This window comes from Actinomadura macrotermitis (assembly GCF_009604375.1).
GTDB lineage: Bacteria > Actinomycetota > Actinomycetes > Streptosporangiales > Streptosporangiaceae > Spirillospora > Spirillospora macrotermitis.
This window is the reverse complement of the sequence record NZ_WEGH01000006.1, coordinates 191,758-215,046: the sequence shown is the minus strand read 5'-3', so window position 1 is coordinate 215,046 and position 23,289 is coordinate 191,758. Positions and strand designations below refer to the sequence as shown.

Genomic DNA, 23,289 nt, shown 5'->3' with positions numbered 1-23,289 from the left:
GGGGCCGTCTGGACGGCCAGGTGGGGGAGGCGTCAGGCCGGAGTGGGGCGGGGCCGTCGGGCTGCTCGGCCATCGCCGAGGCCGCTCGGACCGCCGGGGACGGGGTCAGCGGGTCAAATGGCGGCCGCCCGCGACGGAAAGGGTCTCTCCATTGGCGTGGCCGTTCGCGGGTGAGCCGAGGTAAACGACGGCGGAGGCCACGTCCTCCGGGGTGCAGATGCGGCCCGTCGGTGTCTTGGCGGCCTCGGAGTCGACGGCCTTCTGGCCGAGCCAGGGGGTCGTCAGCGCCCGCTCCGTCAGGGTGAAGCCGGGGCGGACGACGTTGGTGAGGACGCCGTGCCGGGCCTCCCGGACGGCGAGCACCCGGGCGGCCGTCTCCAGCGCCCCCTTGGCGGCGGGGTAGGCGGTGTTCGCGGGGATCGGCTGCTCGACCACGTCGGAGGAGACCAGCACCAGCCGCCCCCAGCCGGCTTTCCGCATGCCGGGCAGGACGGCGTCGACCAGCGTCAGCGTTCCGGCCACGTTCGCGGCGAAGGCGTCGGCCAGGGAGTCGCGGGTCTCGGGGACCTGCGCCGGCCAGGAGACCGCGTTGGCGACCAGGACGGCGACCTCGCCGAGTTCCTGCTCCACCCGGCGTACCGCCGCGTCGATCACCGCCGGGTCGCGCTGGTCGATCCGCACCGCCGTGCCCCGGCCGCCCAGCCGGGTGATCGAGTCGACCAGGGCGTGGGCCCGCTTCTCGCCCTGGTACCAGCCTGCGGCGACCAGGGCGCCCTCCCGGGCGAACGCCTCGGCGATCGCTCCGCCGATGCCGCCCGACGCCCCCGTGACCAGAACGACGCGCCCGTCGAGTCCGAGATCCATGCTGACCTCCTGATGATGAGCCGAACATCTATTAGTCGGCTACCTATTAGCCGACTATACATATAGTAGGATCGGCGGGTGGACGCAAGCGAGGCGATGCGCATCAACCGGGCGCTGAACAAGATGAGCAAGCTCTACCGCGAGGCCAAGGCGCGTAAGCTCGCCGTGCTCGGCCTGCATCCGGGCCAGGACGTCCTGCTGTGGCTCCTGGCCCAGGAGCCGGACGGCATGACGGTCTCCCAGCTGGCGGCCCGCCTCGGCATCGAGCCGCCGACGGTGACCCGCAGCCTGGCTCGCCTAGAGAACGGCGGCTGGTTCCGCCGCGAGCCGGTCCCCGGTGACCGCCGTCAGGTGCGGATCGTGGTCACCGCCGCCGGCCACGCGCTGCTGCCCGCCATCGAGCGGGCATGGGCCGAGCTCGCCGAGGAGACGCTGGGGCAGGCCGGCGCCGATCAGCGCGAGATCACTCTCAGCACCCTTGAGCAGGCGAACGACCGGCTGCGGGGCATCGTTGGAGACGACGTCCTTACGGAGGAATGACCTCGTCCGCGCGTTTCCGGCGGGGCCGCGAGCCTGCCGCCCGCTTTTGCGGCGCTCGGCCTCCTGCTGCCCATCCGGTCCCCGCTGACCGGGGCGGGCGTCCACATCGGGCTGACCGCCAAGGGGCCTGAGCCGGTCATGACGATGCAGAACCGGGTGTAGCCGGTCGGCTTCCTAGCTGGTGCCCTGATCGCGCCGTGTGCTGCTCCATGACGGGCCGAAGTGCCGGTACTGCTGAGTTGTATGGAGCCGCTGCGGTCCTTTCCTGACCTGTGGGCTGTACGGGGCGGCCGTGCCCCTTCCCGGTCTTGGGCTCTGCGTGGAATCGCCGTGCCCTCTCCCGGTCCGTGGAGCCCTGAGCAGAACCGCCGCACCTCCTCTCGGTCCGTGGAGCCCTGAGCGGAACCACCGTGCCCTCTCCCGGTCCATGGGGCCCTGCGCGGAACCGCCGCGTCTCCTCCCAAGTCGTGAGGCCCTGCGCGGAACGCCGCGCCTCCTCCCAGTCCGTGGGCCCGTGTGGAATCGCCGTATCCCTTCCGGGTCCGTGGGCCCCTAGGGAGCTACTGCGGTCCTTTCCTGGTCTGTGGGCTGCATGGGGCCGCCGTGCTCCCTTTCCTGGGCTTTGGGCTCTGTGCGGAATCGCTGTGCCTCCTTCCGGTCTGCGGGGGTCTGCATGGAATCGTGCGTCCTTCCCCCGATCTGTGGGGTTCTATGAAGCTGATGCGGTCATTCCCGGATTTGTGGGTTGGTTTGGGGTCGACCGCAGTCATTGCCCGGCCTGTGGGGTTGTACGGAGTCACTGTGGTCCCTCCGCGCGGTGGGGGACCGAGGGGATTGCTGTGGGTTTTGTGGTTCAGGGGCGGGGGCTGGTTTGCGTTCTGGGGTGTTCGTGGTGTGCAGGTGTCGGCCCCGTGGGGGTGGCCACGGGGCCGGTGGGTCAGGCCGGTGTGTGTTCGGTGGTGTGGGTTCGGGGGGATGCGGACGGTCGGGGCGAGGTGCCTTTGATCGTGCGGATGCCCAGGTAGGCGAAGGGGAGGAGCAGGACGAGGTCGGCGGCGTGTGCGATGGCGGCCTCCCGGGGGATCCGGCTCAGCGGGAAGACGACGGCGCCGGCCGCCATGAGAAGGCCGGCCGGAGGCGGCACGTACCTGATCCGCGTCAGCACCAGGCCGAGCACGAACACGCCGGCCGGGAACAGCGGCCCGGCGATCCAGAACGCGACGTTCGCGGCGAAGGGGTGCGCTTGCAGGAGCTGAACGGTGTGCTCGTGGGTGGCTCCGAAAAGCTCCTCGAACATGCCCTGCAGCCCGAAGGCGACGCCCCCGACGCAGCCGTAGACGGCCAGCGGGAACGCGACCGCCGCGTAGCGGGGCACCCGTGCCTCGATGTCGCGGAAGACGTGTGCCAGACCGGCGATCCAGCAGACGGTCGCGAGGACGATGAGGGCGCCGGTGGCGATCCCCTGGCGGTGCTCTTCCCAGAAGAAGGTCGACAGGGCTTGGAGGGCGGGGCCGAGAACCAGGCAGCTCCCGGCGATGACTCTGCTGTGTTCCGTCATGTACCGGACGCTAAGGAAATACGCCCGTCATTCCGTCAGCCCTGGGAGTGCATTCCGCTACCGCGATCGCGGCAGCGGCACTACCCCGTTCGCGGTGCCCCGGCCAGGCCGGACTGGTAGGCGATCACCACCAGATGGGCGCGGTCGCGGGCGCCGGCTTTCACCATGGCCCGGTTGACGTGCGTCTTGGCCGTCGCGGGGCTCATCGTCAGCCGCCCGGCGATGTCCTGGTCGGACAGGCCCTGCGCGACCAGCGTCACGACCTCGCGTTCCCGGCCGGTGAGCGCGGCCAGCCGCCCGGGATCGACCGGCGCCCCGCCCGGACGGCTCACGAACGCCGAGATCAGCCGCCTGGTCACGCTGGGCGCCAGCAGCGCGTCGCCCGCCATGACCGTGCGGACGGCCTGCCGCAGCGCCTCGGGGTCGATGTCCTTGAGCAGGAAGCCGCTCGCCCCCGCGCGCAGCGCCCCGAACACGTACTCGTCGTCGTCGAACGTCGTCAGCACCACGACCCTGGTCGCGCCGAGCCGTTCGTCGGCCAGCACGGCCCGGGTGGCGGCCAGCCCGTCGGTTCCGGGCATCCGCACGTCCATGAGGACGACGTCGGGCCGATGGGCCCGGGCGAGCGCGACCGCCTCGTCGCCGTCGGCCGCCTCACCGACGACCTCGATGTCGTCCGCGCGCTCCAGCAGGACGCGGAACCCGGCGCGGACCAGCGTCTGGTCGTCGGCCAGCAGCACTCGGATCGGCCGTCCCGCGGCTCGTGGCGATCGTTCGCCTGTCATGCCGTCCTCTCGCCAGGCAGCCACGCGCGCACCCGAAACCCGCTCCCGGGCGGACCGCTCCGCCCGGCCTCGACCCAGCCGCCGACCCCGGCCGCCCGTTCGGCCATGCCGCGCAGCCCGAGTCCGCCCTGCTCCGCGGGCGCACCGCCGCCGCCGTCGTCCCGGACCTCGAGATCAAGGCCGCCGTCACGGTAACGGACGATCACCTCGACCGTCCGGGGATCTCCGTGCCGCAGGGCGTTCGCCAGCGCCTCCTGCACGATCCGGTACGCCGTCAGTTCCACCGGTCGCGGCAGTTCGCGGGCATCGCCCTCCGTCCGCAGGCCGATGCGCGGCCCGGCGTCCCCGTAGGCGCGCACGAGCCGTGCCAGGGCGTCCAGACCCGGCGCGGGGGCCGTCCCTTCACCCGCGCCTTCGTCACGCAGCACTCGAACGGTCGTCCGCAGCTCTCCCAGCGCCTCGCTCGTCGCCCGCCGGACCACCCCCAGCGCCTCGCGCGCCCGCGCGGGGTCGTCGTCCAGCAGCTCGGCCGCCACGCTCGACTGCACTCCGATCACCGCGATGGTGTGCGCGGCCACGTCGTGCAGCTCGCGCGCGATCCGGATCCGCTCTTCGGCGACCCGCTGCGCGGCCTCGTGCTCGCGCCGCGCGGCCAGTGCCGCGAGCCGCCCCTCGTACTCCGCCCGCCTCGCGCGGCGGCTGCGCACGGCGTCGCCGAGCAGCAGCATCGCCACGAAGACCACCGTCGATCCGTCCAGCACGGCGTCGAACAATCCGACCCCGTCGTTCCGCGTCCGCGCCGACGCGTCCGACGCGATCAAAAGGACCGCCTGTGCGAGCCCGGCCCAGCGCCGGGGCGCGACGGCCGCCGAGTACAGCGCGATCCACACCGCGACCGCGGGCGCCCCGCCCGGATAGTCGCACAGGTGGTAGATCCACCACAGGAACGACACCGCGGCCATGACGAGCGCGGGCCGGCGCCGCCGCCCCAGAAGGCAGAGCGCCATGGTCGCGCCCAGCGCGAACGCCCACGCGTCCGCGCTTCTGTCGCCGGACTCCAGCGCTCCCGTGCCGATCCGGTAGACGTTCGCCGCCGCGGCGAACGCGCAGACCGCCACGTCCAGCACCCACGGCATCCGGCGCGCCGCCTCGACGAGGTCGGCCGCCCTCGCCCTGACGCCGGCTCCCACCACCCGTCCCACAGTAAAAGCCGATCACGCGTACGGGCGTTCATGGCTACAAGCGGACAGACGGCCAAAGCGCGGATGCCGGTTTACAGCTGTCCACTCCCGGTCCTGAACCGCCGGGGCCGGTGGCTGTCCCTGTCCGCCCAGGGGTGCTGCTCCTAGGGAGTCGCCTCGGATCGCCCCCAGGGACACGCTGGCCGGCGTACCCCGAAGTCCTCGGCCTGCCGCAGGGCAGCGGGCAAGTCGCCTGCGGTAAGTGCGATGTGGTCGGTGTCGGTCAGGATGCGCGGGCTCTTGGGGTGGGTGCCGGTCTCGGACAGGATCGGCAGCTTCGTGGCGGTGAGGTCGTCGGCGTGCGCTCGCTGGGGCAGGCCGTCGAGGGTGCCCATGGGGATCAGGACGACGAGATCGACGGCTTGACGTAATTCATTGCTTACGTTTCCCTGTTGGATGCGCGGAGCGGCGCCGCGCTGGGAGGCCGTGATGGAGTCAGCCGGGATCCGCCCGGACACCGAGATCGCGATCATCGGCGCGGGGCTGAGCGGGCTCGGGATGGGCATCGCGCTGGACCGGGCCGGACTCACCGACTTCCTGATCCTGGAGCGGGCCGGGGACATCGGCGGCACCTGGCGCGACAACACCTATCCCGGCGTCGGGGTGGACGTGCCCGCGCAGGCCTACCAGTTCAGCTACGCGCCCAACCCGGACTGGAGCCGGGTCTTCGTGCCGGGCGCGGAGGTCAAGGCGTACGTGGACCGGCTGGCCGACCGGTACCGGATGCGCCCGCGCGTGCGCCTGGACAGCGAGGTCACCGAACGGGTGTGGGACCAGGACGCGCGGCTGTGGCGGCTGCGGGTGGGCGAGGGCGAGGTCACCGCGCGGTTCGTGATCAGCGCGATCGGCGCGTTCGTGGACCCGAAACCGGTCGACATCCCGGGCGTCGACGACTTCACCGGCATGCTGCTGCGCTCCGCGGGCTGGGACCACGGCTACGACCTGGCGGGCAAGCGGGTCGCGGTGATCGGCACCGGCGCCAGCGCGGTCCAGATCGTCCCGGAGATCGCGCCGCTGGTGCGGCGCCTCGACGTCTACCAGCGCACCCCGATCTGGGTCGGGCCGAAGCCCGACGCGCCCATGCCGCGGCCGCTGCGGGCGGTGTTCCGGCGCGCTCCCCGCACGCAGGAGGCGGTGCGGCGCCTGGCCACCTGGGGCGTGGAGAAGATCCTGGTGGACGCGGTCGTCGGATACCAGCGGGCCCCGCGGCTGGTCGACGGCGCGGCCGGCCTGATGAGGACGGCCTGGTACCGGCTGCAGGTCCGCGACCCTGCGGTCCGCCGCGCGCTGACCCCCGGGTACGGGCTCGGCTGCAAGCGCCCGTCGGTGTCCAACGGCTATCTCAGGGCCTTCAACCGGCCGAACGTCTCACTGATCACCGACGGCATCGACCGGATCACTCCCACCGGGATCCGGACGGCCGCCGGGCGCGAGCGCGAGGTCGACGCGATCGTGCTGGCCACCGGGTTCCGGCTGGCCAGCGAGCCCGGCAACTACCGGCGCACGCCCGTGCGCGGCCGCGACGGGTTCGACCTGGCCGACTTCTACACCCGCGACCGGCTCGCCTCCTACGAGGGCGTCAGCATCCCCGGCCTGCCCAACCACTTCATCATGTTCGGCCCCTACGGGTGGGTCGGCGGCACCTGGCACCAGCTGGTGGAGACCGCCTCGGCGCACATCGTGCGCGTCATCACCGAGGCCCGCCGCCGCGGCGCCTCCGTCGTGGAGGTCCGGCCCGAGCCGACCGCCCGCTGGACGGAGGAGATGCGGCGGCGGCTGTCCCGCTCGCTGTGGGCGAGCGAGACCTGCGCCACCGCGAGCAGCTACTACTTCGACCACCACGGCGACACGCCCTACCTGCGCCCGACCAGCTCGGCCCAGGCCTACCGGGCGAGCCGCACCTTCCCGCTGGACGACTACGCCTACACCCCGGAGAAGGAGCCCTCGGCCCAGGACGGGCGCTGAAAGCCGGCCGCCACCGTCTACGATCTTGGTTTTCTCCCCCCGACTGGAGTGGACCTTGACCGTCCTCCGCGTTCCGGCACTCGCCGGCGCCGCTTGCCTGACCCTGACACTGCCCCTGGTCCCCCTCCCGGCCTCCGCCGAACCGGCGGGCGCGACCCGGATCGTCTCCCTCACCATGCCCCGGAAGGCCGAAGCCCACTGGGCGGCACGCCACTTCACCGTCTCGGGGGTGGTGCAGCAGTGGAACGGAACGCGCTGGGCGCCCCTGGCCGGCGAGCACGTCCGCCTCTACTGGCGGATGAAGGGCGCCAAGGCGTGGCGGGCCGACGTGGACGCCTTCACCACCCGGGACGGCTCCTTCCGGACCGGCACGGGCATCGTCCTCGGAACGTGGTCCGTCCAGGTCCGCATCGTGCCACCGGACGGGATCACCACGGAGGGCGGCCCGGTCGCGACCACCACGATCAACGACAAGGTGCGCTTCTACGAGACGAACCGCGCAGGCAGTCATGGCTACACCCACATCCGGGGTGAGATGACCGACTACGACGGCGCCTACACGTTCGCCTCCACCCGCGGCCGCAAGGTCAAGCTCTACTACCGCCGCAAGGGCGCCAAGACCTGGCACTACTACAAGACGGCCACCGTCGCCAAGGACGAGCGCTTCTCGTTCCTCGACCTGAAGCGCGGCAAGGGCTACTGGTTCCGGATGGTCTTCCCGGCGCAGGGCCCGTTCCTCGCGGCCACCAGCCGCACGTTCTGACGGTCAGGCCCCGGGGAGGGCGGCGGCGCGGTGGCGGGCGACGGCCAGCGCGGGGTAGCACTCCTCGGGGAACGTCCCGCCCGCGGCGAGGGCGGCGCGCAGGCGGGGGCCGACGGCCTTCGGGTCGTAGGGCTGGACGACGCACAGCTCGGCCTGCATGGCCTGGCGGGCGGCGTTCATCAGGGCGGGGACGTCCCCGACCACCACGATCTCGCTCGGCGTGTCGCCGTAGCCGAGCCGCACCGCCAGGGCGTGCGGGGAGCGGCCGTCGGGGTAGCGGAACTCGCAGATCAGGCGGTCGCCGTCCAGCGGCCCCTCCTGGATCAGCCAGACCAGCCCGGAGGTGACGGCGCCGAGGTCGCCGGCCCAGTCCGGCAGCGGGGCGTCGATCTGGTCGGCGGCCTTGCCCGCGACGCGGCGGACCTCGGCGGGGCCGATCGCGGCGAGCCCGCGCAGGAACAGCCGGGCGCCGGGGGTGCCGGCCGTCCGCAGGGTGGTGACCAGGTCGCCCAGCGCGGCGCGGCGGCCCTCGGCGTGCGGCGCCGACGCCTCCAGCGTGCCGAGCTGCGCGGACAGCCACACCTCGGCCTGCAGCGCGCCCGGAAGGGCGGGCAGCTGGTCGGCGGCCCGCGCGTACGCCTGGTACACCTCGCGCAGGGCGGGCAGCAGCAGGTGCGGGGCGGCGGAGGCCGGTCGGGTGCTCACCGTTTCAGCCTACCGGGCGGTAGCGATCGGGCGTTCAGCCGGTGAAGGACGGCAGCTCCTTCAGCACGGCCGCCAGGCCGCGCAGGTCCGCCAGCTCGTGACGGCAGGCCGGGCAGGCGGGCAGGTGCCCCTCGAAGGCGCGCCGGTCGGGCTCTTCGAGCAGCCCGAGGGCGTAGGCGGCGACGTCGGTGTGCCGGACGGCCGCGCTCACGGCGTCACCCCCCTCTCCTCCAGGGCGACGCGCAGTGCCCGGAGCGCGTAGTAGACCCGGGACTTCACCGTGCCGACGGGGATGCCGAGGGCCTCGGCGGCCTCGTTGACCGACCGGTCCCGGAAGTAGGTCTCGTTGAGGATCTCGCGGTGGGCGGGGGAGAGCGCGAGCAGCGCCTCGGACACGACGACGGAACGCAGCATGTTCTCCAGCCCGTCGGGCGCGTGCAGGTTCTCCAGCGGCCCCTCGCCCGCCTCCTGGGGGCGGGCGCTGCGGCGGCGGCGGTCGTCGATCACGATGCGGCGGGCGACGGTGGCCAGCCACGGCAGCAGGGACGCGGCGTTCTCGTCGAGCCGGTGCGCGCTGCGCCAGGCCCGGATCATGGTCTCCTGCACCACGTCCTCGGCCCAGTGCCGGTCGCCGCCGGTGAGGCGGAGCGTGAACGACAGCAGCGGGCGCCCGTAGACGCGGTACAGCTCGGTCACGATGACCTGGTCGTCGACGGAGCCGGGGGCGGCGCGGAACCAGCTCCAGGTGCCCGGCGCGGTGGGGGTTCGGTGGGCCATCGTCGCCTCCGGGTCAGCGGCCCGTCGCGGCGGTCGCGGCCGTTCGTCGCTGCTTTGTCACGCTTCCTCCGTGGTAGGGCCGGCGTCACGTCGGGAGGCAGTACGAGGCCGGGGAGAGGCAGGGTTCAATCCGCGCCGGGCCTAACTTGTTCGACAGGTTTCCCTTACCTGCGGGTCTGGCTGGCGCCGCCGGGGCGTCCAAGAGCCGGCACGAGGGCAAAGGAGGGCGCCGCGCCCTCTCCTTCACCAGGACGACGCTCGCTTCCGGCGGTGGGGCGAACGAGGGCAACCCGGCCCGGCTCGCCCTGAGGATCGAGAGGCGATCAGGAGTGAACGGCAACGCGCACCTGGTCTACCGGCTTCTCATGGCGGTGGACATCAAGGCGTACAGCAGGCGGGACACCCGCGAGCAGCTGCTCGCGCAGCAGCAGCTGGCCGAGGCGCTGGAGCACGCCGCGGCGGCCATCGGGCTGGACCGTGACCGCTGCGCCAAGCAGGTCGGCGGAGACGGGGAGATGGCGACGCTGCCCGAGGGCGTGGACCCCGCGGCGGTGGCGGGCGACTTCGTCGTCGCGCTGGCGGGCGCGCTGCGCGCCGGCAACCAGGCGCGGCCGGCGGGGCCGCCGCTGCAGCTGCGGCTCGCGCTGCACCACGGCACGCTGACCGAGGGCCCGTTCGGCCCGGCCGGCGACGCGCCCATCGTGGTGCAGCGGCTGCTGGACGCCCGGCCGCTGCGCCGCCTGCTGGACGACCCCGCCCGCGACCTGGCCTACGTCGTCTCGGACGCGTTGTTCGAGGACGTGGTCCGCACCGGCCTGTGCGCCCTGCCGCCGGGCGGTTTCCAGCCCATCAAGGTCCGCGCGAAGGGGGCGGTCTTCCAGGGCCACGTCTTCACCGGCGAGGCCGCCCCGGACACCCGCGTGATCGAGTTCCCGGCGGTCCGGCAGCACGCCTGAGGGAAGGGAAAGGCCGGTCCCGGGGTTGTCCGAGGCGACGATCACCAACGGGAGGACGACGATGAGCGACGCGGCGCTGGTGAAGCTGCTGGACACCCGGGACCTCGGCGTGCTGGCCACCATCAAGGGCGACGGGCGGCCCCAGCTGTCCAACATCAACTACCACCACGCGGACGGCCTGATCCGCGCCTCGGTCACCGACGGCCGGGCCAAGACCCGCAACCTGCGCCGCGACCCCCGGGCGAGCCTGCAGGTCAGCAGCGCCGACGGCTGGTCGTACGCGGTCGCCGAGGGCGTCGCGGAGCTGACCCCGGTCGCGGCCGACCCCGCCGACGACACGGTCGAGGAGCTGATCGAGGTCTACCGGGCGATCCGGGGCGAGCACCCCGACTGGGACGACTACCGGCGCGCCATGGTCGCCGACGGCCGCCTCGTGCTGCGGCTGCGCGTCGAACGCCTCTACGGCCTGGCCCGCTGAGGGTCTAGGGCACCTGGCCGACCGGGCGGACCACGATGCTGTTGACGTCCACCCCGGCCGGCTGCCCGACCGCCCACGCGATCGCCTCGGCGATCTGCTCGGCGGTCAGCATCGGCCCGTCCGGGGCGCCGCCGTCGCGCGAGTCCCAGAACGGCGTCTCCACCCGCCCGGGCGCGACGAGGGTGACGCCGACGCCGTCGCCGGTGACCAGCACGCGGGCGTTCTCGGCGAGCGCGGTCACCGCGAACTTGGTGACCGAGTACATGTTGCCGGGGGTGTTGCGCACTCCGGCGGTGCTGCCGACCAGCACGACGCGCCCCCCGCTCTCCTTGAGGGCGGGCAGCGCGGCCCGGATGAGCAGCGCCGGGCCGAGGACGTTGGTCAGCAGCATCGCCTTCCACCGCTCGGGGTCGCCGTCGGCGAGGGTGTCGTGGGTGGAGATCCCGGCGTTGGCGACCACGTGGTCGAGCCGGCCGTACTCGGCGACGGTGGCCGCCACCGCGGCCTCGACGTCGGCGGCGTCGGCGGTGTCGCCGGTCAGCGGCAGCGCCCCCTCGGCCGCCAGTTCGGCGAGCGGCCCGGCGCGGCGGCCGGTGACGGCCACCCGGTGGCCGCGGGCGAGCAGCAGCCGGGCGGCGGCGGCACCGATGCCGGTGCCCCCGCCGGTGATCAGCGTGACCGGGGCCATCGCACCTCCAAGATCGTTGTAGGAAGAGCCTACCGGGGCGCAGGATCGTGCACCCGCGGGCGAGGACCGCCCCCCGCGCCCGGTAAGCGGTCGCTTTCCGAGCGCGGCGTTCCGTGTCACGCTGGCGACGGCCACGAGCACGGACGCCGACGAACGGGGAGACACCCGCCATGTGCGACGACCCGACACTGCCGCCCGCCGTGGAGCGGGCGCTGCGCGAGTACCGCGCGCTGCTCGCCGAGCACGGCCCGACCTGGGGCGAGGACCCCATCGGGCTCGTCCGGCAGATCGAGACCAGCGCCTACTTGCTGGACGAGCACGCGTTCTGGATCACCTGCCTGCAGCAGGTCGTCGACCGGTACCCCGGCATCGGCGAGCAGGAGATCGAGGCGCGCATCCTGGAGCTGGACCTGCACGAGGTGATCCGCGACGCGCTCGCCGGGCAGGTCCCCGACAACCTCGCCGCGCTGCGCGTCACCCCGGACGGCGCGCGGCTGGAGGCGAACCGCCAGGAGGTGCTGACCGGCGCCGCGTTCCACACCGCGCTGCTCGTCGACTCCTCACGGGACCACCCGGTGACCGTGCGGGTGGACGGGGCCGAGCACCAGGTGCGGCCCGGCGGCGCCCGGCTGGTGCGGATCTCCACCCTGAGCGAGGTCGTCCTGGACGGCATCCGCATCGACCTGGACGGCCTGACCCGCCGGGTCCCCGCCGCCCGGCTGCGGCTGCGCGCCGGGTTCCCCTGCCGGTGGAGCGTGACCGGGCGGGACGGGCAGGGCTGGTACCCCGAGGGCGTCCCGCACCGCATCGACGCCCACCGCCGCCCCTACTTCCACGGCGACGACCTCGTCCTGGACGTCCCCGCCGGGCCGCTCACCGTCACCGTCACCCGGGGCATGGAGTACGCGGAGGCCGAGCGCGCCGTCACGCCCGAGGAGGGCGCCGAGACGCTCGTCGAGCTGACGCCCGAGCGGCTGTACGACGCCGCCGCACGCGGCTGGTACGGCGGCGACATGCACGTCCACATGAACTGGACCGGCGACACCGTCGGCACCCCCGCGCAGGCCGCCGCCGTCCAGCACGGCGAGGACCTGCACGTCCTCAACCTGGTCGCCGGCAACGTCGCCACCGAGCGCGTCTACGACCGCGAGGCGCTGGCGCACTGGGCCGGGCAGGACCTGCCCTGGTCGGACGGCGCGCACGTGGCGCGCCTCGGCGTGGAGTACCGCAACGACCTGCTCGGCCACATCTACGCGTTCGGCGTCGCCGCGCCGCCCGCCCGCTTCCACACCGGGTTCGGGGACGCCATGGACTGGCCGCCGAACGCCGAGGGCTGCCGCGAGCTGCGCTCCCTCGGCGCCGTCCTCGGCTACAGCCACCCGTTCCACCTGCCGATGGGCGACGACGACCCGCCCGCGTCCGCGCTGGCCTCGGGCCGCAACTGCTCGGCCCGCGAGATCGTCGCCGACGCCGCGCTCGGCCTGGTCGACAGCCTGGACGTGCTGAACCACTCCTCGGTCCAGGCGACCGCCGTGGTGTACCGGCGGCTGCTCGGCGCGGGCGTCCGGCTGGCCGCCACCGCGGGCACCGACGCGATGCTGTCGTTCGCGCGCCGCGGCAACCAGTCCAGCCCGCCCGGCTGGGAGCGCGTCTACGCCAAGGTGGACGGCCCGCTCACCGCCGCCTCGTTCGCGGACGCGATCCGGGCCGGCCGCACGTTCGCCACCACCGGCCCCTGGCTGGAGCTGGAGGTGAACGGGTGCGGCCCCGGCGACACCCTCGACCTCAAACCGGGCGACACCGTGACCGTCACCGCCCGCGCGGCCGGTCCCGAACTGCTCACGGTGCAGCTGCGCACCGCGGACGGCGTGCTGGCCGAGGGACCGCCCGGCGAGCTCACCGCCGAGCTGACCGTGGACGGCCCCACCTACGTGGTCGCCGTCGCGGAAGGCCCGCCCGGCCCGCGCTCGATGCACTACGCGGGCGCGTTCGCGCACACCAGCCCGGTGTACCTGGACGTCGCCGGGCGGCCCGTCGCGCGCGAGGCCGACGTCCGCTGGTGCCTGGAGTACCTGGACGGCCTGGCGGACCTGATCCGCACCCAGGCCCGGCTGGACGGCGCCGGGCAGCTCGGCGACCACCTCGCGCTGCTGGAGGAGGCCCGCGCGGTCTACCGGTCGCGGCTTCCTTAGAAAAAGGGTCCAGCCCGAGAGCACCCCGCAGTTCCCTCGGGCTGGACGTTCGTGGCGGCCCTATTGGACGAGGTCGGGCCCGTACACCTCCCACAGTTCGCCGGCGAAGAACCGGCCGAACTCGATCAGCGCCTTCGACCCGTCCGGCCCTTCGGTGCGGAACGTGGTGAGCTGGCGCGCGAAGTCGGTGAGCGCGATGTGCAGGACGCCGGCGGCCAGGACCTTGGCGGCCCCGTCCCGCTCCTCGGTCACGTGGCCCTCCAGCAGCCGCGTGTACAGGGTCGAGGTGTCGGGCCAGATCCGGGTGGGCGGCCCGTGCAGGACGTTCTTCTGCCCGGTGAGGGTGCGCGGCCGGCCCGCGTCGTCGGTGAAGAACAGCCGGTAGCGCATCACCCGGCGGTCGTCGGCGCCGGCCGGCGCGAACAGGTTGAACCATCCCTGCTGGACGGGTCGCCGGCCCCCGCAGGCGGCGACCTCGATCCAGCCCTCGGCCCGCGCGGCGTGCTCGGGCTCGGCGAGGAAGCCGGCCACGTCGTCGGCGGTGATGGTCAGCCGGAACGCCAGCGGCTCGTGTCCCTCGGCGAGCTCGCCGGCCCGGGGGTCGGACATCCCGAAGGAGACCGAGCCCCTCATGGTCTCGGTGAACGACAGTGCGGTCGGGGCGGCCCCCGCCGCCGGTTCGGTCGTGTCGGTGCGCGCGAGGCGCTCCGCGTGCTCCACCGGTACGGCTCGCGGCCGGTGGTCCCATTTCTCCAGCATGTTCACACTCATCCGGTCGGCGAAAGCGGCGATGGTGAGCGAGGGGTTCGGGCCGACGGGGCCGGGCATCGCCGCCCCGTCGGAGATGTAGAGGCCCGGGTGGCCGAAGACCTCGCCGTAGGCGTCGCAGACGCCGCGCTCGGGGCGGTCGGCCATGGGCGCGCCGCCGAGCGGGTGCGCGGTGATGACCCGCTTGCGGAACCACATGGGGTTGTCGGCGTACTCGGCGCCGAGCACGTCGGCGATGTGCTTCATGGTGCGGCGCAGCCGCCGGAAGTGCGCCTCGCTGGTCTCGGTCGTCCACTCGGCCTGCAGCCGGCCGCGCTTCAGTGTGAGCCGGCCGTCGGCGGTGTCGCGGCCCATGCCGAGCAGCGGCAGCGAGCTGACGGTGAGGGCGCCGTCGCCGATCAGCTCGGCGAGCTCGGCCGAGATGTTGGTGTCGGGCGCGGTGGAGAAGAACTCGGTGAACCGGTCGAGCATGAACCGGGCGGCGTGCTCGATGGTGGTGCCGATGTCCATCGACTGGATCATCCAGTTGGCGAACGCCGGGTAGCCGCCGTCCTGGATGTAGGCGCCGCGCGCGCCGGGCGGGCCGGCGGGCGCCTCGTCCAGCTCGTCGGGCAGCCGGATCGCGCTGGTGATCACCGGGCCGCGGCCGGCGTTCAGCGGCCGCAGCCGGTCGCGGTCGCGGGCCTTCAGCAGGAACGTCAGCAGGTCGCCGTTGCCGCAGAAGCGGGTGCCGAGCGCGTCGCCGAGGCCCGGCAGCGCGTCGCGCGACCGCAGCAGCAGGCGGGTGGTGCCGTAGGTGCCGGCGCCGAGGACCAGCCGGTCGCAGCCGATGGTGCGCAGCGGCGGCGGGGGCGCGCCCTCGGCCAGGTCGTGGCGGACGTAGTCGACCAGGTACCCGCCGCCCTCGCGGGGCCGGATCGCCTTCACCTCGTGCAGGGTGCGCAGGTCGGCGCCGTGGTGGCGGGCGGCCGACAGGTAGGTGTGGTCCAGGCTGTTCTTGGAGCCGTCGTTGCAGCCGATGTCGCACTGGCCGCACAGCGAGCAGGTGCGCCGCTCGACCCCGTGCAGGTTGCGGTACCCGGCGTCGGCGATCGGCAGGCCGACGCCCGGCTCGCCGTCCGGCGTGGCCGCGAAGCTCACCGCGAGCTTGGGCAGCTGCCAGTCCAGGCCGAGTTCGGCGGCGGCGTCCTGCATCGCGTGCGTCTTCGGGGTGTTGTCGAAGGGCACCTTGTCGATGGGGTAGGGCGTGCCGCCCAGCATCTCCTCGACCCGGTCGTAGTGCGGGTCCAGGTCGGCGCGGGTGACCGGCCACGACTCGTAGCCGCCGCCGGGCATCGGCTGCTCGTGGACGAACCAGCGCTCGTCCTTGCGCAGCAGCACGTTGGCGTAGATGAGCGAGCCGCCGCCGAGGCCGCTGGACACGACCGAGTCGCAGCCCTTGAAGCTCCACACGTCGAACATCCCGTACAGCCGCTTGTCCGGGTCCCAGAAGGCCCGGCCCATCTCGGCGGGGTCCCGGGGGAAACTGCCCGGCGGGAACGTCTGGCCGCGTTCCAGCAGCACCACCGACCTGCCGGCCTCGGCCAGCCGGAACGCGGCGACCGAACCGCCGAATCCCGAGCCGATGACCACGGCGTCGACGTGCTCCATGCTGGGCTCCTGCTCCTTACGTGTCCGGACGGTCAGGCGCTGTGGCGCTTGATGAAGTCGACGATGTGCGGGAAGACGTCGAGGTGGGCGTTCTTGCCGATCAGCGGGTCCAGGTGGCCGTAGCCGGGCAGCGGGCGCAGCTCGTGCCGGCCCGGCGCCGCCTTCTCCAGGATCTTGTGCAGGTGCGGGTTGGAGTCGGCGAAGACCTTGTTCTGCTCCGGCGCGAGCAGCAGCAGCGGCGTCTGGACGTCGGCGGCGTTCCGCAGGTAGTTCTGCGGCAGGCTCGCGTGGGCCTTGGACCCGGCGTCGTACTTGACCGCGTGCCCGGCCTCGATCATCTTGCGGACGTGCCGGTAGTAGTGCAGCCCGGACGCGCCGCAGATGTCGGCCATCCGCTCGTGCGTGACCGGCAGCAGGTTCGCGTGCCGGTACATCGCGGGCTTGCCCGCGCCCCACTGGAAGCTCTGCAGGTGGCAGGCGCTCACGTCGCACTCGCGGTGGAACAGCGACACCGCCTTCGACAGCATCCAGCCCCGGGTGAGCACCGGCGCGTCGCCGAAGCGCGGGTCGATGTAGGGCAGCCCGACGACGTACTCCAGGAACGCCGGCCCGAGGGTCAGCTTCAGCCGGGAGAACGCCGGGACGCGCGGCGTCAGCGACACGCTGTTGCAGGTCAGGCTGGCGATGCCGGTCACCGCGCCGGCGAACAGGCTCATCGAGAACGACACCGACCCCAGGCAGTGCGCGATCACGTGGACGCGCCGGTCGCCGACGTGGCGGCGCAGCTCGGCGAGGGCCGCCGGGAAGTCGTACAGGGCGATGTCGTCGAGGGTGTAGCGGTGGCTCTCGGTGTCGTAGGGGAACCGGCCGCTCATCCGGAAGTCCAGCGCCCACACGTCGGTGAAGCCGCTGTCCAGCAGGTGGGTGGCGAGGTTGCGGTGCTCGGGCATGATGAACACGTCGCTGGCGGAGGTGAGGCCGTGCACCAGCAGGACGACGTCGTCGGACTCCCCGCGGGTGTAGCGGGTGAGCTCCAGGCCGAGCCCGTCCCCGGTCGCGAACGGGTGCACCGTGATGTCGGCGTCCTGGACGCCGTCCAGGGTGAACCGCGCGATCGTGCTTGCCATCTCCGCCTCCGTGATTGCCCCGCATCGATGATGCGGCCCCCGGTGCCACGGGGGCATCGTGGTAAACCCTGACTTGTCTCCCCGCGGGCCCGTGGGCCTGTCACAACAGGTCAGACGCCACGGAACGGCGGGTGGTTCTCTCCGGGCGCCCGCGGTCAGTCGCGGCCGGCGCGGTTGAGGGCGCCGACGACGCCGACGCGCGAGGAGACGCCGAGCTTGGCGAAGATGTGCGACAGGTGGGTCTCGACGGTGCGCACGCTGACGAACAGCCGCTCGGCGATCTGGGCGTTGGTGCAGCCCTCCGCGACCAGCGCGGCGACCTCCCGCTCGCGCTTGGACAGCCCGCCCGTGCCGGAGCCGCCGCGCGGGCCGGTCGCCGGCACCCGCACGCCGAGCCGGCGCTGCTCGCGGACGGCCTGGCCGTGCAGGGTGCGCGCGCCGCACTTCTCGAACAGCCCGGTGGCCTCGCGCAGCCGCTCCAGCGCGGCGGCGCGGTCGCCGGCCTCGCCGTGTGCGGTGCCGGCGCGCAGCAGGGCACGACCCGCGTGCACGCGCAGCCCGTGCTTGGTGAAGACCGCAGCGGCCTCGTCGGCGACGCCGGCCGCTTCGGCGGGGGCGGTGGGGACGAGCGCGTGCGCGCGCGCGAGCCGGGCGAGCCCGTTGTTGCCTTCCAAGCCCGGAATGACCATCGCCCCGGCGCGGTCCGCCCAGGCCTCGGCCTCCTTCGGCCGGCCCCGGCCGGCCTCCAGCGCCGCCAGCGTCTCGCAGCAGCTGAGCAGGGTGGCCTGGTCGAGCACGGGCGCCTCGAACCGGTTGCAGGCCCGCATGACGGCCTCGTGGCCGTCGTCCAGGCGGCCGAGGCCGATCAGCGCCATCGCCTGCGCGTAGCGGGCCATCGAGCCCCACCACTCACCGAAGCCCGCGCCGACCTGGACGGCTTCCTCGGCGTGCCGCAGCGCGGTTTCCTCGTCGCCGGACCAGCAGGCGACCAGGCTCTGCTGGGTGAGCGCGAACACCAGCTGCTGGCCGGAGGTGAGCAGCCGGGCCTCGCCGACGGCCTCCTCCGCGGCGGCGGCGGCCTCGGTGAGACGGCCGAGCGTGCCGTGCGCGCGCGCGAGGCCCGCCATCAGGTTGGTGACGATGTACTGCTGCCCGGTGGCGCGGGCCACGCGGGCGGCCCGCTCGAACCGCTCGGCGGCCCCGGCGAACCGGCCCATGAACGTCTCGGCCCAGCACAGCCAGGCGATGGCGTCCATCCAGTCGGCCAGGTGCTCGTCGGGCGCGGCGTCCACCAGCCGGTCGGCGGCCTCGGCGTAGGCGAGCGCGTCGGCGATCCGCCCGCCGGCGAACGCCGGCATCGGCCGCATCGCGGCGACCGCGACCTCCAGGCTGGGCTCCCAGTCCTCGGAGCTGTCGGGCATCAGGTCCAGCACGGCCTGCGCCGCGCGGAAGTCGATGCGCATCATCCGCTCGGCGATGAGCCGCATGCGCAGCGGGATCGCGGCGGGGGAGCGCGGGTCGGGGATGCGGCGCAGCTCGTCCAGCAGCAGCGCGCGCGCTTCGGCGGGGCGGTCCAGCTGGCGTTCCATCAGCGCGGCGAAGCGGGCGGCGCGCGCGCGGCGGTGATGGTCGTCGGCGGGCAGCAGCCGCAGCAGCGTCCGCGCGGTCTCGCGGCCCTCGGCCAGGTGCCCGCCGACCGACTGGACCTGCGCGAGCTCCAGCATCAGGTCGAGCCGGGACGGCAGCCCGTCGCCGGTGCCGGCGGCGTTCTCGGGCATCAGGGCGAGCGCGGCCTGCAGCCAGTGCGCGGCGGTGGTCGGGGCCTGGCCGCTGAACGCGCGGGCGGCCTCGACGAGCGTGGCGATCGCGGCGCGGTCGCCGACCCGGCCCGAGCGCTCCACGTGGCTGGCGCGCGCCGCGGCGGGGGCGCCGATCTCGGCCAGGTAGGCGGCGACGCGGCCGTGCGCGGCCAGCCGCCAGCCGGCGGCGGCCGAGGCGTAGGCGGCGTGCCGGACCAGCGGGTGGCGGAACTGGAAGCGCCCGCCGACCGGGCGGACGATGTCGCGGGCGACCAGCTCGTCCAGCGCCTCCAGCGCGGTCTGCTCGCTCACCTCGGCGGCCACGGCGGCGGGCAGCGGCGCGAACTCGTCGGCGGCCACGGCCGCGCCCTGGGCGACCAGCAGCGCGTTCGGCGACAGGCCGCTCAGCTCGACCTGCAGCGCGGCGCGCACCGCGGGCGGCAGATCGCCCTCGGCGGTGCCGCCGGTGAACGGCTCGGGGCTGCGCGCGAGCGCCTCCAGGTAGAAGGGGTTGCCGCCGCTGGCCTGGTACAGCTCGCGGCGGCGGGCGTCGCTCACGCCGGGCCCGAGCAGCTCGGCGACCTCGTCCTCGCTGAGCGGACCGACGGTGTGCCGGCGGCCGCAGCCGCCCTGCAGCGAGGACTCCACCAGGGCGGCCAGGCGCGGGGAGGCCTGCGCGGGCCGGTAGGCGACCGCGATCAGCACCCGGGCGCGCGGCGGGTGGCGGACCAGGTGGTCCAGCAGGTCGAGGGTGGCGTCGTCGGCCCAGTGCACGTCGTCCAGGACCAGCACCAGGCCCGACGGCCCGGCCAGCTCCTCCAGCAGGCGCCGGACGGCGCGGAACAGCTGGTAGCGGGCGACCGGGGTGGCCGCGGCGCCGAGGGCGGGCGGCGGCCCGGCGGGCGCGGCCGACAGGGCCGGGAAGACGGTCGCCAGCAGCCCGGTCGCGGCGGCGCCGAGATCGGGGCGCTCCTCCTCCAGCCGGTCGTCGAGCGCGTCCACGACGGCGCCGAACGGCATCTCCTGCTCGAACTCGGCGGCCCGGCCGAGCAGGGTGGCGAGCTTGTGCGCGGCCGCGGCGGCGGCGAGCTCGGTCAGCAGCCGGGACTTGCCCGCGCCGGGCTCGCCGACGAGCGCGACGAAGCGGAAGGCGCCCGCGGCGGTGTCCTCCAGGGCGGCGTCGAGCAGCGGCAGCAGGTCCCGGCGCCCGACCAGCGGCACGGTGCCGGGCGGGCCGCCGTGCGCGGGCAGGCCGCCGCGATGTCGCTCCGCACGACCCTCCATGTCCACACCCCAACAGTGACAGGCGGTCGACACGCCGTGATCATCCCTTATGCCGCGATTGATGAGAATCGCGGGGGAATCACCATAGCGACTCGGCCGCCGCCGTGGACGACGGCGCGCCGCTTTCTCGGACACTTCGTCCAACAAGGCCCGACGGCGTCGGTCCGGTGTTCCCCGTCCTATCAACCGCCGTGCGCCCGCGGGTGTCAACCGCAGGAAGCCAACCGTGCCGCAGTCGTCACCTCCCTGTGGCGATCACATGATCACCGCTGGTGCGCGCATAGGCCACGACCTGCGTCGACGCCGAGGGCGCCAGTGTGACGTTCTTCAGCCGGGGGCGCTCGGGCGCCGGCCGCGCCGGGGCCAGGTCGACCGCCCGCAGCACCTCGGTGATGACCACGCGCAGCTCCAGCTGCGCGAGCTGGGCGCCCGCGCAGTACCGGTGGCCGCCGCCGAACGGGATCCAGGACCGGTTCGCCAGGTCGGCGCCGGGGCCGAGGAAGCGCTCCGGCCGGAACTCCCAGGGCTCGGGGTAGGCGGCCGGATCGCTCAGCACCAGCGGGATCGACGCCGACAGGTAGTGGCCCGCCGGGACGTCGTAGCCGCCGATCCGGACGGGCTCGTCCAGCAGCCGGGGCGCGCCGAGCACCACCGGGCGCGCCCGCAGCGCCTCCTTCACCACGGCCTGCAGGTACTCGCCGCCTTCTCCCGCCGCGAGCTCGGTGCGCAGCCGGCGCAGCGCGTCGGGGTTCCGCAGCAGCCGCTCGAACGTCCAGGCGAGCGCCGTCGCGGTGGTCTCGTGCCCGGCCTGCAGCAGCGTCATCAGCTCGTCGCGCAGCTCCTGGTCGGTGAGCGGCGCGCCGTCCTCGTCGCGGGCGGCGACGAGATGGGACAGCACGTCGGCCGCGTCCGGGTCGGGCGCGCCCCGGCGCCGCGCGATCTCGTCGTACAAGATCGCGTCGACCTCGTCGCGGACCCGCACGTACCGGGTGGTGGGCAGCGCGCCCGCGCGCAGCAGCGCGGGCGAGGTGAGCGCCCGGTCGCGCAGTCGGGGCGGCAGCCGCAGCAGCGCCGCCGACCCGCCGAGCGCGACCAGGCGGGGCAGGAGCGCGCGCAGGGCGCGCAGCCGCCCGGCGTCGCGCACGCCGAACACCATCCGCATGATCACCTCCAGGGTGATCCGCTCCATCCGGTCGCGCAGCGCGAACGGCGCGCCGAGCGGCCAGCCGGCGATCTCCGCGGCGGCGATCGCGGCGATCCGGTCCCGCCAGCCGGCCACCGCCCGGCCGTGCAGCGCCGGGTTGATCAGCCGCCGGTGCCGCCACCACGGCTCGCGGTCCAGGCAGAGCAGCGACCGCTCGCCGACGAGCGGGCCGACGAACGCGCGCCGGATCTCCCCGGCGCGCGAGGCGCCCGCGTCGGTGGCGAACACCTGCTCGGCGAGCCCGGCGGTGGCCACCACGACCTCGGGCGGCAGGCCGGGGTAGCGGACCTGGAAGACCGGGCCGTGCCGGCGGCGGCCGGCCTCGTAGAAGCCCACGGGATCCTTGACGAGCCAGGCGACCTGGAGCGGCGGCGGCAGGCGGACGGCGGGGGGAGCGGGCATGGCGGCTGTGGTCTCCTGGTCGGGCGGGTCGGCGGGGCCGCCCTCCAGCCTGTCCGGTGCCCTCTTATCACTACATCGTGGTAATTACCGACATGGCCAATGATCATGTTGTTCTTTGCCGGTCGGGAGGGTTTCACATCGATGATGGGGGCATGACCGCCATGATCTGCACCGGACCACCGGCGACACGTCCAGACGAAGGAGAACAGTGAGCACGCCCCACGTCACGCTCAACAACGGGATCACGATGCCGCAGCTCGGTTTCGGGGTCTGGCAGGTGGAGGACGACGAGGCCGAGCGGGCCGTGAAGGTCGCCCTGGAGACCGGCTACCGGAGCATCGACACCGCGCGCATCTACGACAACGAGGCGGGCACCGGCCGTGCGCTGCGCGCTTCAGGGGTGCCGCGCGAGGAGCTGTTCGTCACCACCAAGCTGTGGAACAGCGACCAGGGCTACGACTCCACGCTGCGGGCCTTCGACGCCAGCATGGAGCGCCTCGGGCTGGAGCGGCTCGACCTGTACCTCATGCACTGGCCGATGCCCTCGCGCGACCTGTACCTGGACACCTGGCGGGCGTTCGAGAAGATCTACGCCGACGGCCGCGTCCGCGCGATCGGGGTCTCCAACTTCACCGTGCCCGCCCTCACCCGGCTGCTCGACGAGGGGGAGGTGGTGCCGGCGATCAACCAGATCGAGCTGCACCCGGACCTGCAGCAGAGCGAGCTGCGCGCGTTCCACCGCGAGCACGGCATCCACACCGAGGCCTGGAGCCCGCTCGGCCAGGGCAAGGGCCTGCTGGACGAGCCGCTGCTGAGGCGCATCGGCGACGCGCACGGCAGGACGCCCGCCCAGGTCGTGCTGCGCTGGCACCTGCAGATCGGCAACGTGGTCATCCCGAAGTCGGTGACCCCCTCGCGCATCGCCGAGAACTTCGACGTCTTCGGTTTCGAGCTCACCCCCGAGGACATGGCCGCGATCGGCGAGATGGACAAGGGCAACCGGCTCGGCCCGGACCCGGCGACGTTCGACCTGATGTGACCGGGCCCGCGCCGGCCGGGAGCGGGGCGCGCGGGATCAGCGGATCCGCAGGCCGGCGCGGTAGTCCGCCGCCTCGATCGCCGCGTCCGCCCGCCGGGCGGGCGTGAGGTCGACCAGTTCCAGCTCGTGGCCGTGCGTGCGCACGCTCCGCACGGCCCCCTCGCTGGTGTGCAGCTCGTGCGTGGCGGCGCCGTCGGAGATCTTGACCGTGGCGTCGCCCTCCCACACGCACTGCACGCCGACGGGGCAGCGGCTGTCGGCGCCGACGCCCTCGAAGGTCACGGTGAGGTCGGTGCCGGCGAGCCGGGCGCTGCCGCCCGGGGCGAGCGTGAAGACCGCGCCGGGCTCGACGGTCCGCTCCGGCTCCGGTGTGAGGCGCGCCGCGCCGCAGACCGCGGCCAGCAGCGGGAGCGCCACGGCGACCGGTACCCAGCGGAGCGTGCTGGTGATAGCCATGATTCCAGCGTAACCGAGCGGTCACCGGGCGCAGCGGGCGGGCACCTC

At 73.9% G+C, this 23,289-nt stretch carries 21 protein-coding genes; 7 read left to right on the top strand and 14 right to left on the bottom strand.

Annotated features, from left to right (window positions below):
- Positions 1-105 precede the first annotated feature (105 nt).
- A complete protein-coding gene (locus ACRB68_RS37490) occupies positions 106-864 on the bottom strand; it encodes an SDR family NAD(P)-dependent oxidoreductase (protein WP_153541286.1) in 759 nt (252 codons plus the stop codon).
- Positions 865-942: 78 nt separating this feature from the next.
- Here ACRB68_RS37490 and ACRB68_RS37485 point away from each other — a divergent pair, with 78 nt between their 5' ends.
- Positions 943-1,404, top strand: coding sequence for a MarR family winged helix-turn-helix transcriptional regulator (locus tag ACRB68_RS37485; protein ID WP_207709973.1), 462 nt, complete (start codon positions 943-945; stop codon positions 1,402-1,404).
- Positions 1,405-2,341: 937 nt separating this feature from the next.
- Here ACRB68_RS37485 and ACRB68_RS37480 read toward each other — a convergent pair.
- The 4 genes from ACRB68_RS37480 to ACRB68_RS37465 all read right to left on the bottom strand — a co-directional run bounded on the left by ACRB68_RS37480 (position 2,342) and on the right by ACRB68_RS37465 (position 5,461).
- On the bottom strand, positions 2,342-2,962 hold the full coding sequence (locus ACRB68_RS37480) for a hypothetical protein (protein ID WP_194293596.1): 621 nt from the start codon (positions 2,960-2,962) through the stop codon (positions 2,342-2,344).
- An 80-nt stretch (positions 2,963-3,042) separates the two neighbouring features.
- Positions 3,043-3,747 (bottom strand): response regulator transcription factor, encoded by a 705-nt coding sequence (locus ACRB68_RS37475; RefSeq protein ID WP_153541283.1) that lies wholly within the window; start codon positions 3,745-3,747, stop codon positions 3,043-3,045.
- The gene (locus tag ACRB68_RS42725) at positions 3,744-4,940 is read right to left on the bottom strand and encodes a sensor histidine kinase (protein WP_207709972.1); all 1,197 of its coding nucleotides are present in this window, start codon (positions 4,938-4,940) and stop codon (positions 3,744-3,746) included. The genes ACRB68_RS37475 and ACRB68_RS42725 overlap by 4 nt, the downstream gene beginning before the upstream one ends.
- Before the next feature lie 152 nt (positions 4,941-5,092).
- Complete coding sequence (locus ACRB68_RS37465) at positions 5,093-5,461, bottom strand: hypothetical protein (protein ID WP_153541281.1); 369 nt, start codon at positions 5,459-5,461, stop codon at positions 5,093-5,095.
- On the opposite strand from ACRB68_RS37465, the gene ACRB68_RS37460 reads away from it, so the two are divergent.
- A complete protein-coding gene (locus ACRB68_RS37460) occupies positions 5,418-6,953 on the top strand; it encodes a flavin-containing monooxygenase (RefSeq protein ID WP_153541279.1) in 1,536 nt (511 codons plus the stop codon). The genes ACRB68_RS37465 and ACRB68_RS37460 overlap by 44 nt on opposite strands.
- A 55-nt stretch (positions 6,954-7,008) precedes the next feature.
- Positions 7,009-7,716: a hypothetical protein gene (locus ACRB68_RS37455; RefSeq protein ID WP_153541277.1), complete on the top strand. Its 708-nt coding sequence runs from the start codon at positions 7,009-7,011 to the stop codon at positions 7,714-7,716.
- Positions 7,717-7,719: 3 nt separating this feature from the next.
- Here ACRB68_RS37455 and ACRB68_RS37450 read toward each other — a convergent pair whose 3' ends face one another.
- Genes ACRB68_RS37450 through ACRB68_RS37440 form a run of 3 tightly spaced genes read right to left on the bottom strand, consistent with a single transcriptional unit; the run spans position 7,720 to position 9,198 of the window.
- Positions 7,720-8,421 (bottom strand): hypothetical protein, encoded by a 702-nt coding sequence (locus tag ACRB68_RS37450; RefSeq protein WP_328595277.1) that lies wholly within the window; start codon positions 8,419-8,421, stop codon positions 7,720-7,722.
- Positions 8,422-8,455: 34 nt separating this feature from the next.
- Positions 8,456-8,632: an anti-sigma factor family protein gene (locus ACRB68_RS37445; protein ID WP_328595276.1), complete on the bottom strand. Its 177-nt coding sequence runs from the start codon at positions 8,630-8,632 to the stop codon at positions 8,456-8,458.
- Complete coding sequence (locus ACRB68_RS37440; RefSeq protein ID WP_153541275.1) at positions 8,629-9,198, bottom strand: sigma-70 family RNA polymerase sigma factor; 570 nt, start codon at positions 9,196-9,198, stop codon at positions 8,629-8,631. Before ACRB68_RS37440 ends, ACRB68_RS37445 begins: the two co-directional genes overlap by 4 nt.
- A gap of 329 nt (positions 9,199-9,527) precedes the next feature.
- Between ACRB68_RS37440 and ACRB68_RS37435 the strand changes: the two genes are divergently transcribed.
- Together ACRB68_RS37435 and ACRB68_RS37430 are read left to right on the top strand one after the other, a co-directional pair.
- Positions 9,528-10,154, top strand: a complete 627-nt coding sequence (locus ACRB68_RS37435) for a hypothetical protein (RefSeq protein ID WP_328595275.1) — start codon at positions 9,528-9,530, stop codon at positions 10,152-10,154.
- A 61-nt stretch (positions 10,155-10,215) separates the two neighbouring features.
- Complete coding sequence (locus tag ACRB68_RS37430; protein WP_153541273.1) at positions 10,216-10,632, top strand: PPOX class F420-dependent oxidoreductase; 417 nt, start codon at positions 10,216-10,218, stop codon at positions 10,630-10,632.
- A gap of 4 nt (positions 10,633-10,636) precedes the next feature.
- Here the strand turns inward: ACRB68_RS37430 and ACRB68_RS37425 are convergent, their stop codons facing one another.
- A complete protein-coding gene (locus ACRB68_RS37425) occupies positions 10,637-11,320 on the bottom strand; it encodes an SDR family oxidoreductase (RefSeq protein ID WP_153541271.1) in 684 nt (227 codons plus the stop codon).
- A gap of 170 nt (positions 11,321-11,490) precedes the next feature.
- Here ACRB68_RS37425 and ACRB68_RS37420 point away from each other — a divergent pair, with 170 nt between their 5' ends.
- Positions 11,491-13,512, top strand: a complete 2,022-nt coding sequence (locus ACRB68_RS37420; RefSeq protein ID WP_153541269.1) for a CehA/McbA family metallohydrolase — start codon at positions 11,491-11,493, stop codon at positions 13,510-13,512.
- A gap of 60 nt (positions 13,513-13,572) precedes the next feature.
- Here the strand turns inward: ACRB68_RS37420 and ACRB68_RS37415 are convergent, their stop codons facing one another.
- The 4 genes from ACRB68_RS37415 to ACRB68_RS37400 form a co-directional block, all read right to left on the bottom strand.
- Positions 13,573-15,930 carry a GMC oxidoreductase gene (locus tag ACRB68_RS37415; protein WP_153541267.1) on the bottom strand — a complete coding sequence of 786 codons (2,358 nt, stop codon included), beginning with the start codon at positions 15,928-15,930 and terminating at the stop codon, positions 13,573-13,575.
- A 32-nt stretch (positions 15,931-15,962) separates the two neighbouring features.
- Positions 15,963-17,057: an alpha/beta fold hydrolase gene (locus tag ACRB68_RS37410; RefSeq protein ID WP_153541265.1), complete on the bottom strand. Its 1,095-nt coding sequence runs from the start codon at positions 17,055-17,057 to the stop codon at positions 15,963-15,965.
- A gap of 155 nt (positions 17,058-17,212) precedes the next feature.
- Positions 17,213-20,140 (bottom strand): helix-turn-helix transcriptional regulator, encoded by a 2,928-nt coding sequence (locus ACRB68_RS37405; protein ID WP_153541263.1) that lies wholly within the window; start codon positions 20,138-20,140, stop codon positions 17,213-17,215.
- Between the two features lie 238 nt (positions 20,141-20,378).
- Positions 20,379-21,746, bottom strand: a complete 1,368-nt coding sequence (locus ACRB68_RS37400) for a cytochrome P450 (protein WP_153541262.1) — start codon at positions 21,744-21,746, stop codon at positions 20,379-20,381.
- A 247-nt stretch (positions 21,747-21,993) separates the two neighbouring features.
- On the opposite strand from ACRB68_RS37400, the gene ACRB68_RS37395 reads away from it, so the two are divergent.
- Positions 21,994-22,785, top strand: a complete 792-nt coding sequence (locus ACRB68_RS37395) for an aldo/keto reductase (protein WP_153541693.1) — start codon at positions 21,994-21,996, stop codon at positions 22,783-22,785.
- A 36-nt stretch (positions 22,786-22,821) separates the two neighbouring features.
- Here ACRB68_RS37395 and ACRB68_RS37390 read toward each other — a convergent pair whose 3' ends face one another.
- Positions 22,822-23,241, bottom strand: a complete 420-nt coding sequence (locus ACRB68_RS37390; protein WP_153541260.1) for a hypothetical protein — start codon at positions 23,239-23,241, stop codon at positions 22,822-22,824.
- Positions 23,242-23,289: the final 48 nt, after the last annotated feature.

What these genes read in the sequence shown, in the direction of transcription:
- ACRB68_RS37490 (WP_153541286.1), bottom strand. Translation starts at nt 864, where the DNA reads ATGGATCTCGGACTCGACGGGCGCGTCGTTCTGGTCACGGGGGCGTCG.
- ACRB68_RS37480 (WP_194293596.1), bottom strand. Translation starts at nt 2,962, where the DNA reads ATGACGGAACACAGCAGAGTCATCGCCGGGAGCTGCCTGGTTCTCGGC.
- ACRB68_RS37475 (WP_153541283.1), bottom strand. Translation starts at nt 3,747, where the DNA reads ATGACAGGCGAACGATCGCCACGAGCCGCGGGACGGCCGATCCGAGTG.
- ACRB68_RS37460 (WP_153541279.1), top strand. Translation starts at nt 5,418, where the DNA reads ATGGAGTCAGCCGGGATCCGCCCGGACACCGAGATCGCGATCATCGGC.
- ACRB68_RS37465 (WP_153541281.1), bottom strand. Translation starts at nt 5,461, where the DNA reads ATGATCGCGATCTCGGTGTCCGGGCGGATCCCGGCTGACTCCATCACG.
- ACRB68_RS37440 (WP_153541275.1), bottom strand. Translation starts at nt 9,198, where the DNA reads ATGGCCCACCGAACCCCCACCGCGCCGGGCACCTGGAGCTGGTTCCGC.
- ACRB68_RS37430 (WP_153541273.1), top strand. Translation starts at nt 10,216, where the DNA reads ATGAGCGACGCGGCGCTGGTGAAGCTGCTGGACACCCGGGACCTCGGC.
- ACRB68_RS37425 (WP_153541271.1), bottom strand. Translation starts at nt 11,320, where the DNA reads ATGGCCCCGGTCACGCTGATCACCGGCGGGGGCACCGGCATCGGTGCC.
- ACRB68_RS37420 (WP_153541269.1), top strand. Translation starts at nt 11,491, where the DNA reads ATGTGCGACGACCCGACACTGCCGCCCGCCGTGGAGCGGGCGCTGCGC.
- ACRB68_RS37415 (WP_153541267.1), bottom strand. Translation starts at nt 15,930, where the DNA reads ATGGAGCACGTCGACGCCGTGGTCATCGGCTCGGGATTCGGCGGTTCG.
- ACRB68_RS37410 (WP_153541265.1), bottom strand. Translation starts at nt 17,057, where the DNA reads ATGGCAAGCACGATCGCGCGGTTCACCCTGGACGGCGTCCAGGACGCC.
- ACRB68_RS37405 (WP_153541263.1), bottom strand. Translation starts at nt 20,140, where the DNA reads ATGGAGGGTCGTGCGGAGCGACATCGCGGCGGCCTGCCCGCGCACGGC.
- ACRB68_RS37400 (WP_153541262.1), bottom strand. Translation starts at nt 21,746, where the DNA reads ATGCCCGCTCCCCCCGCCGTCCGCCTGCCGCCGCCGCTCCAGGTCGCC.
- ACRB68_RS37395 (WP_153541693.1), top strand. Translation starts at nt 21,994, where the DNA reads ATGCCGCAGCTCGGTTTCGGGGTCTGGCAGGTGGAGGACGACGAGGCC.
- ACRB68_RS37390 (WP_153541260.1), bottom strand. Translation starts at nt 23,241, where the DNA reads ATGGCTATCACCAGCACGCTCCGCTGGGTACCGGTCGCCGTGGCGCTC.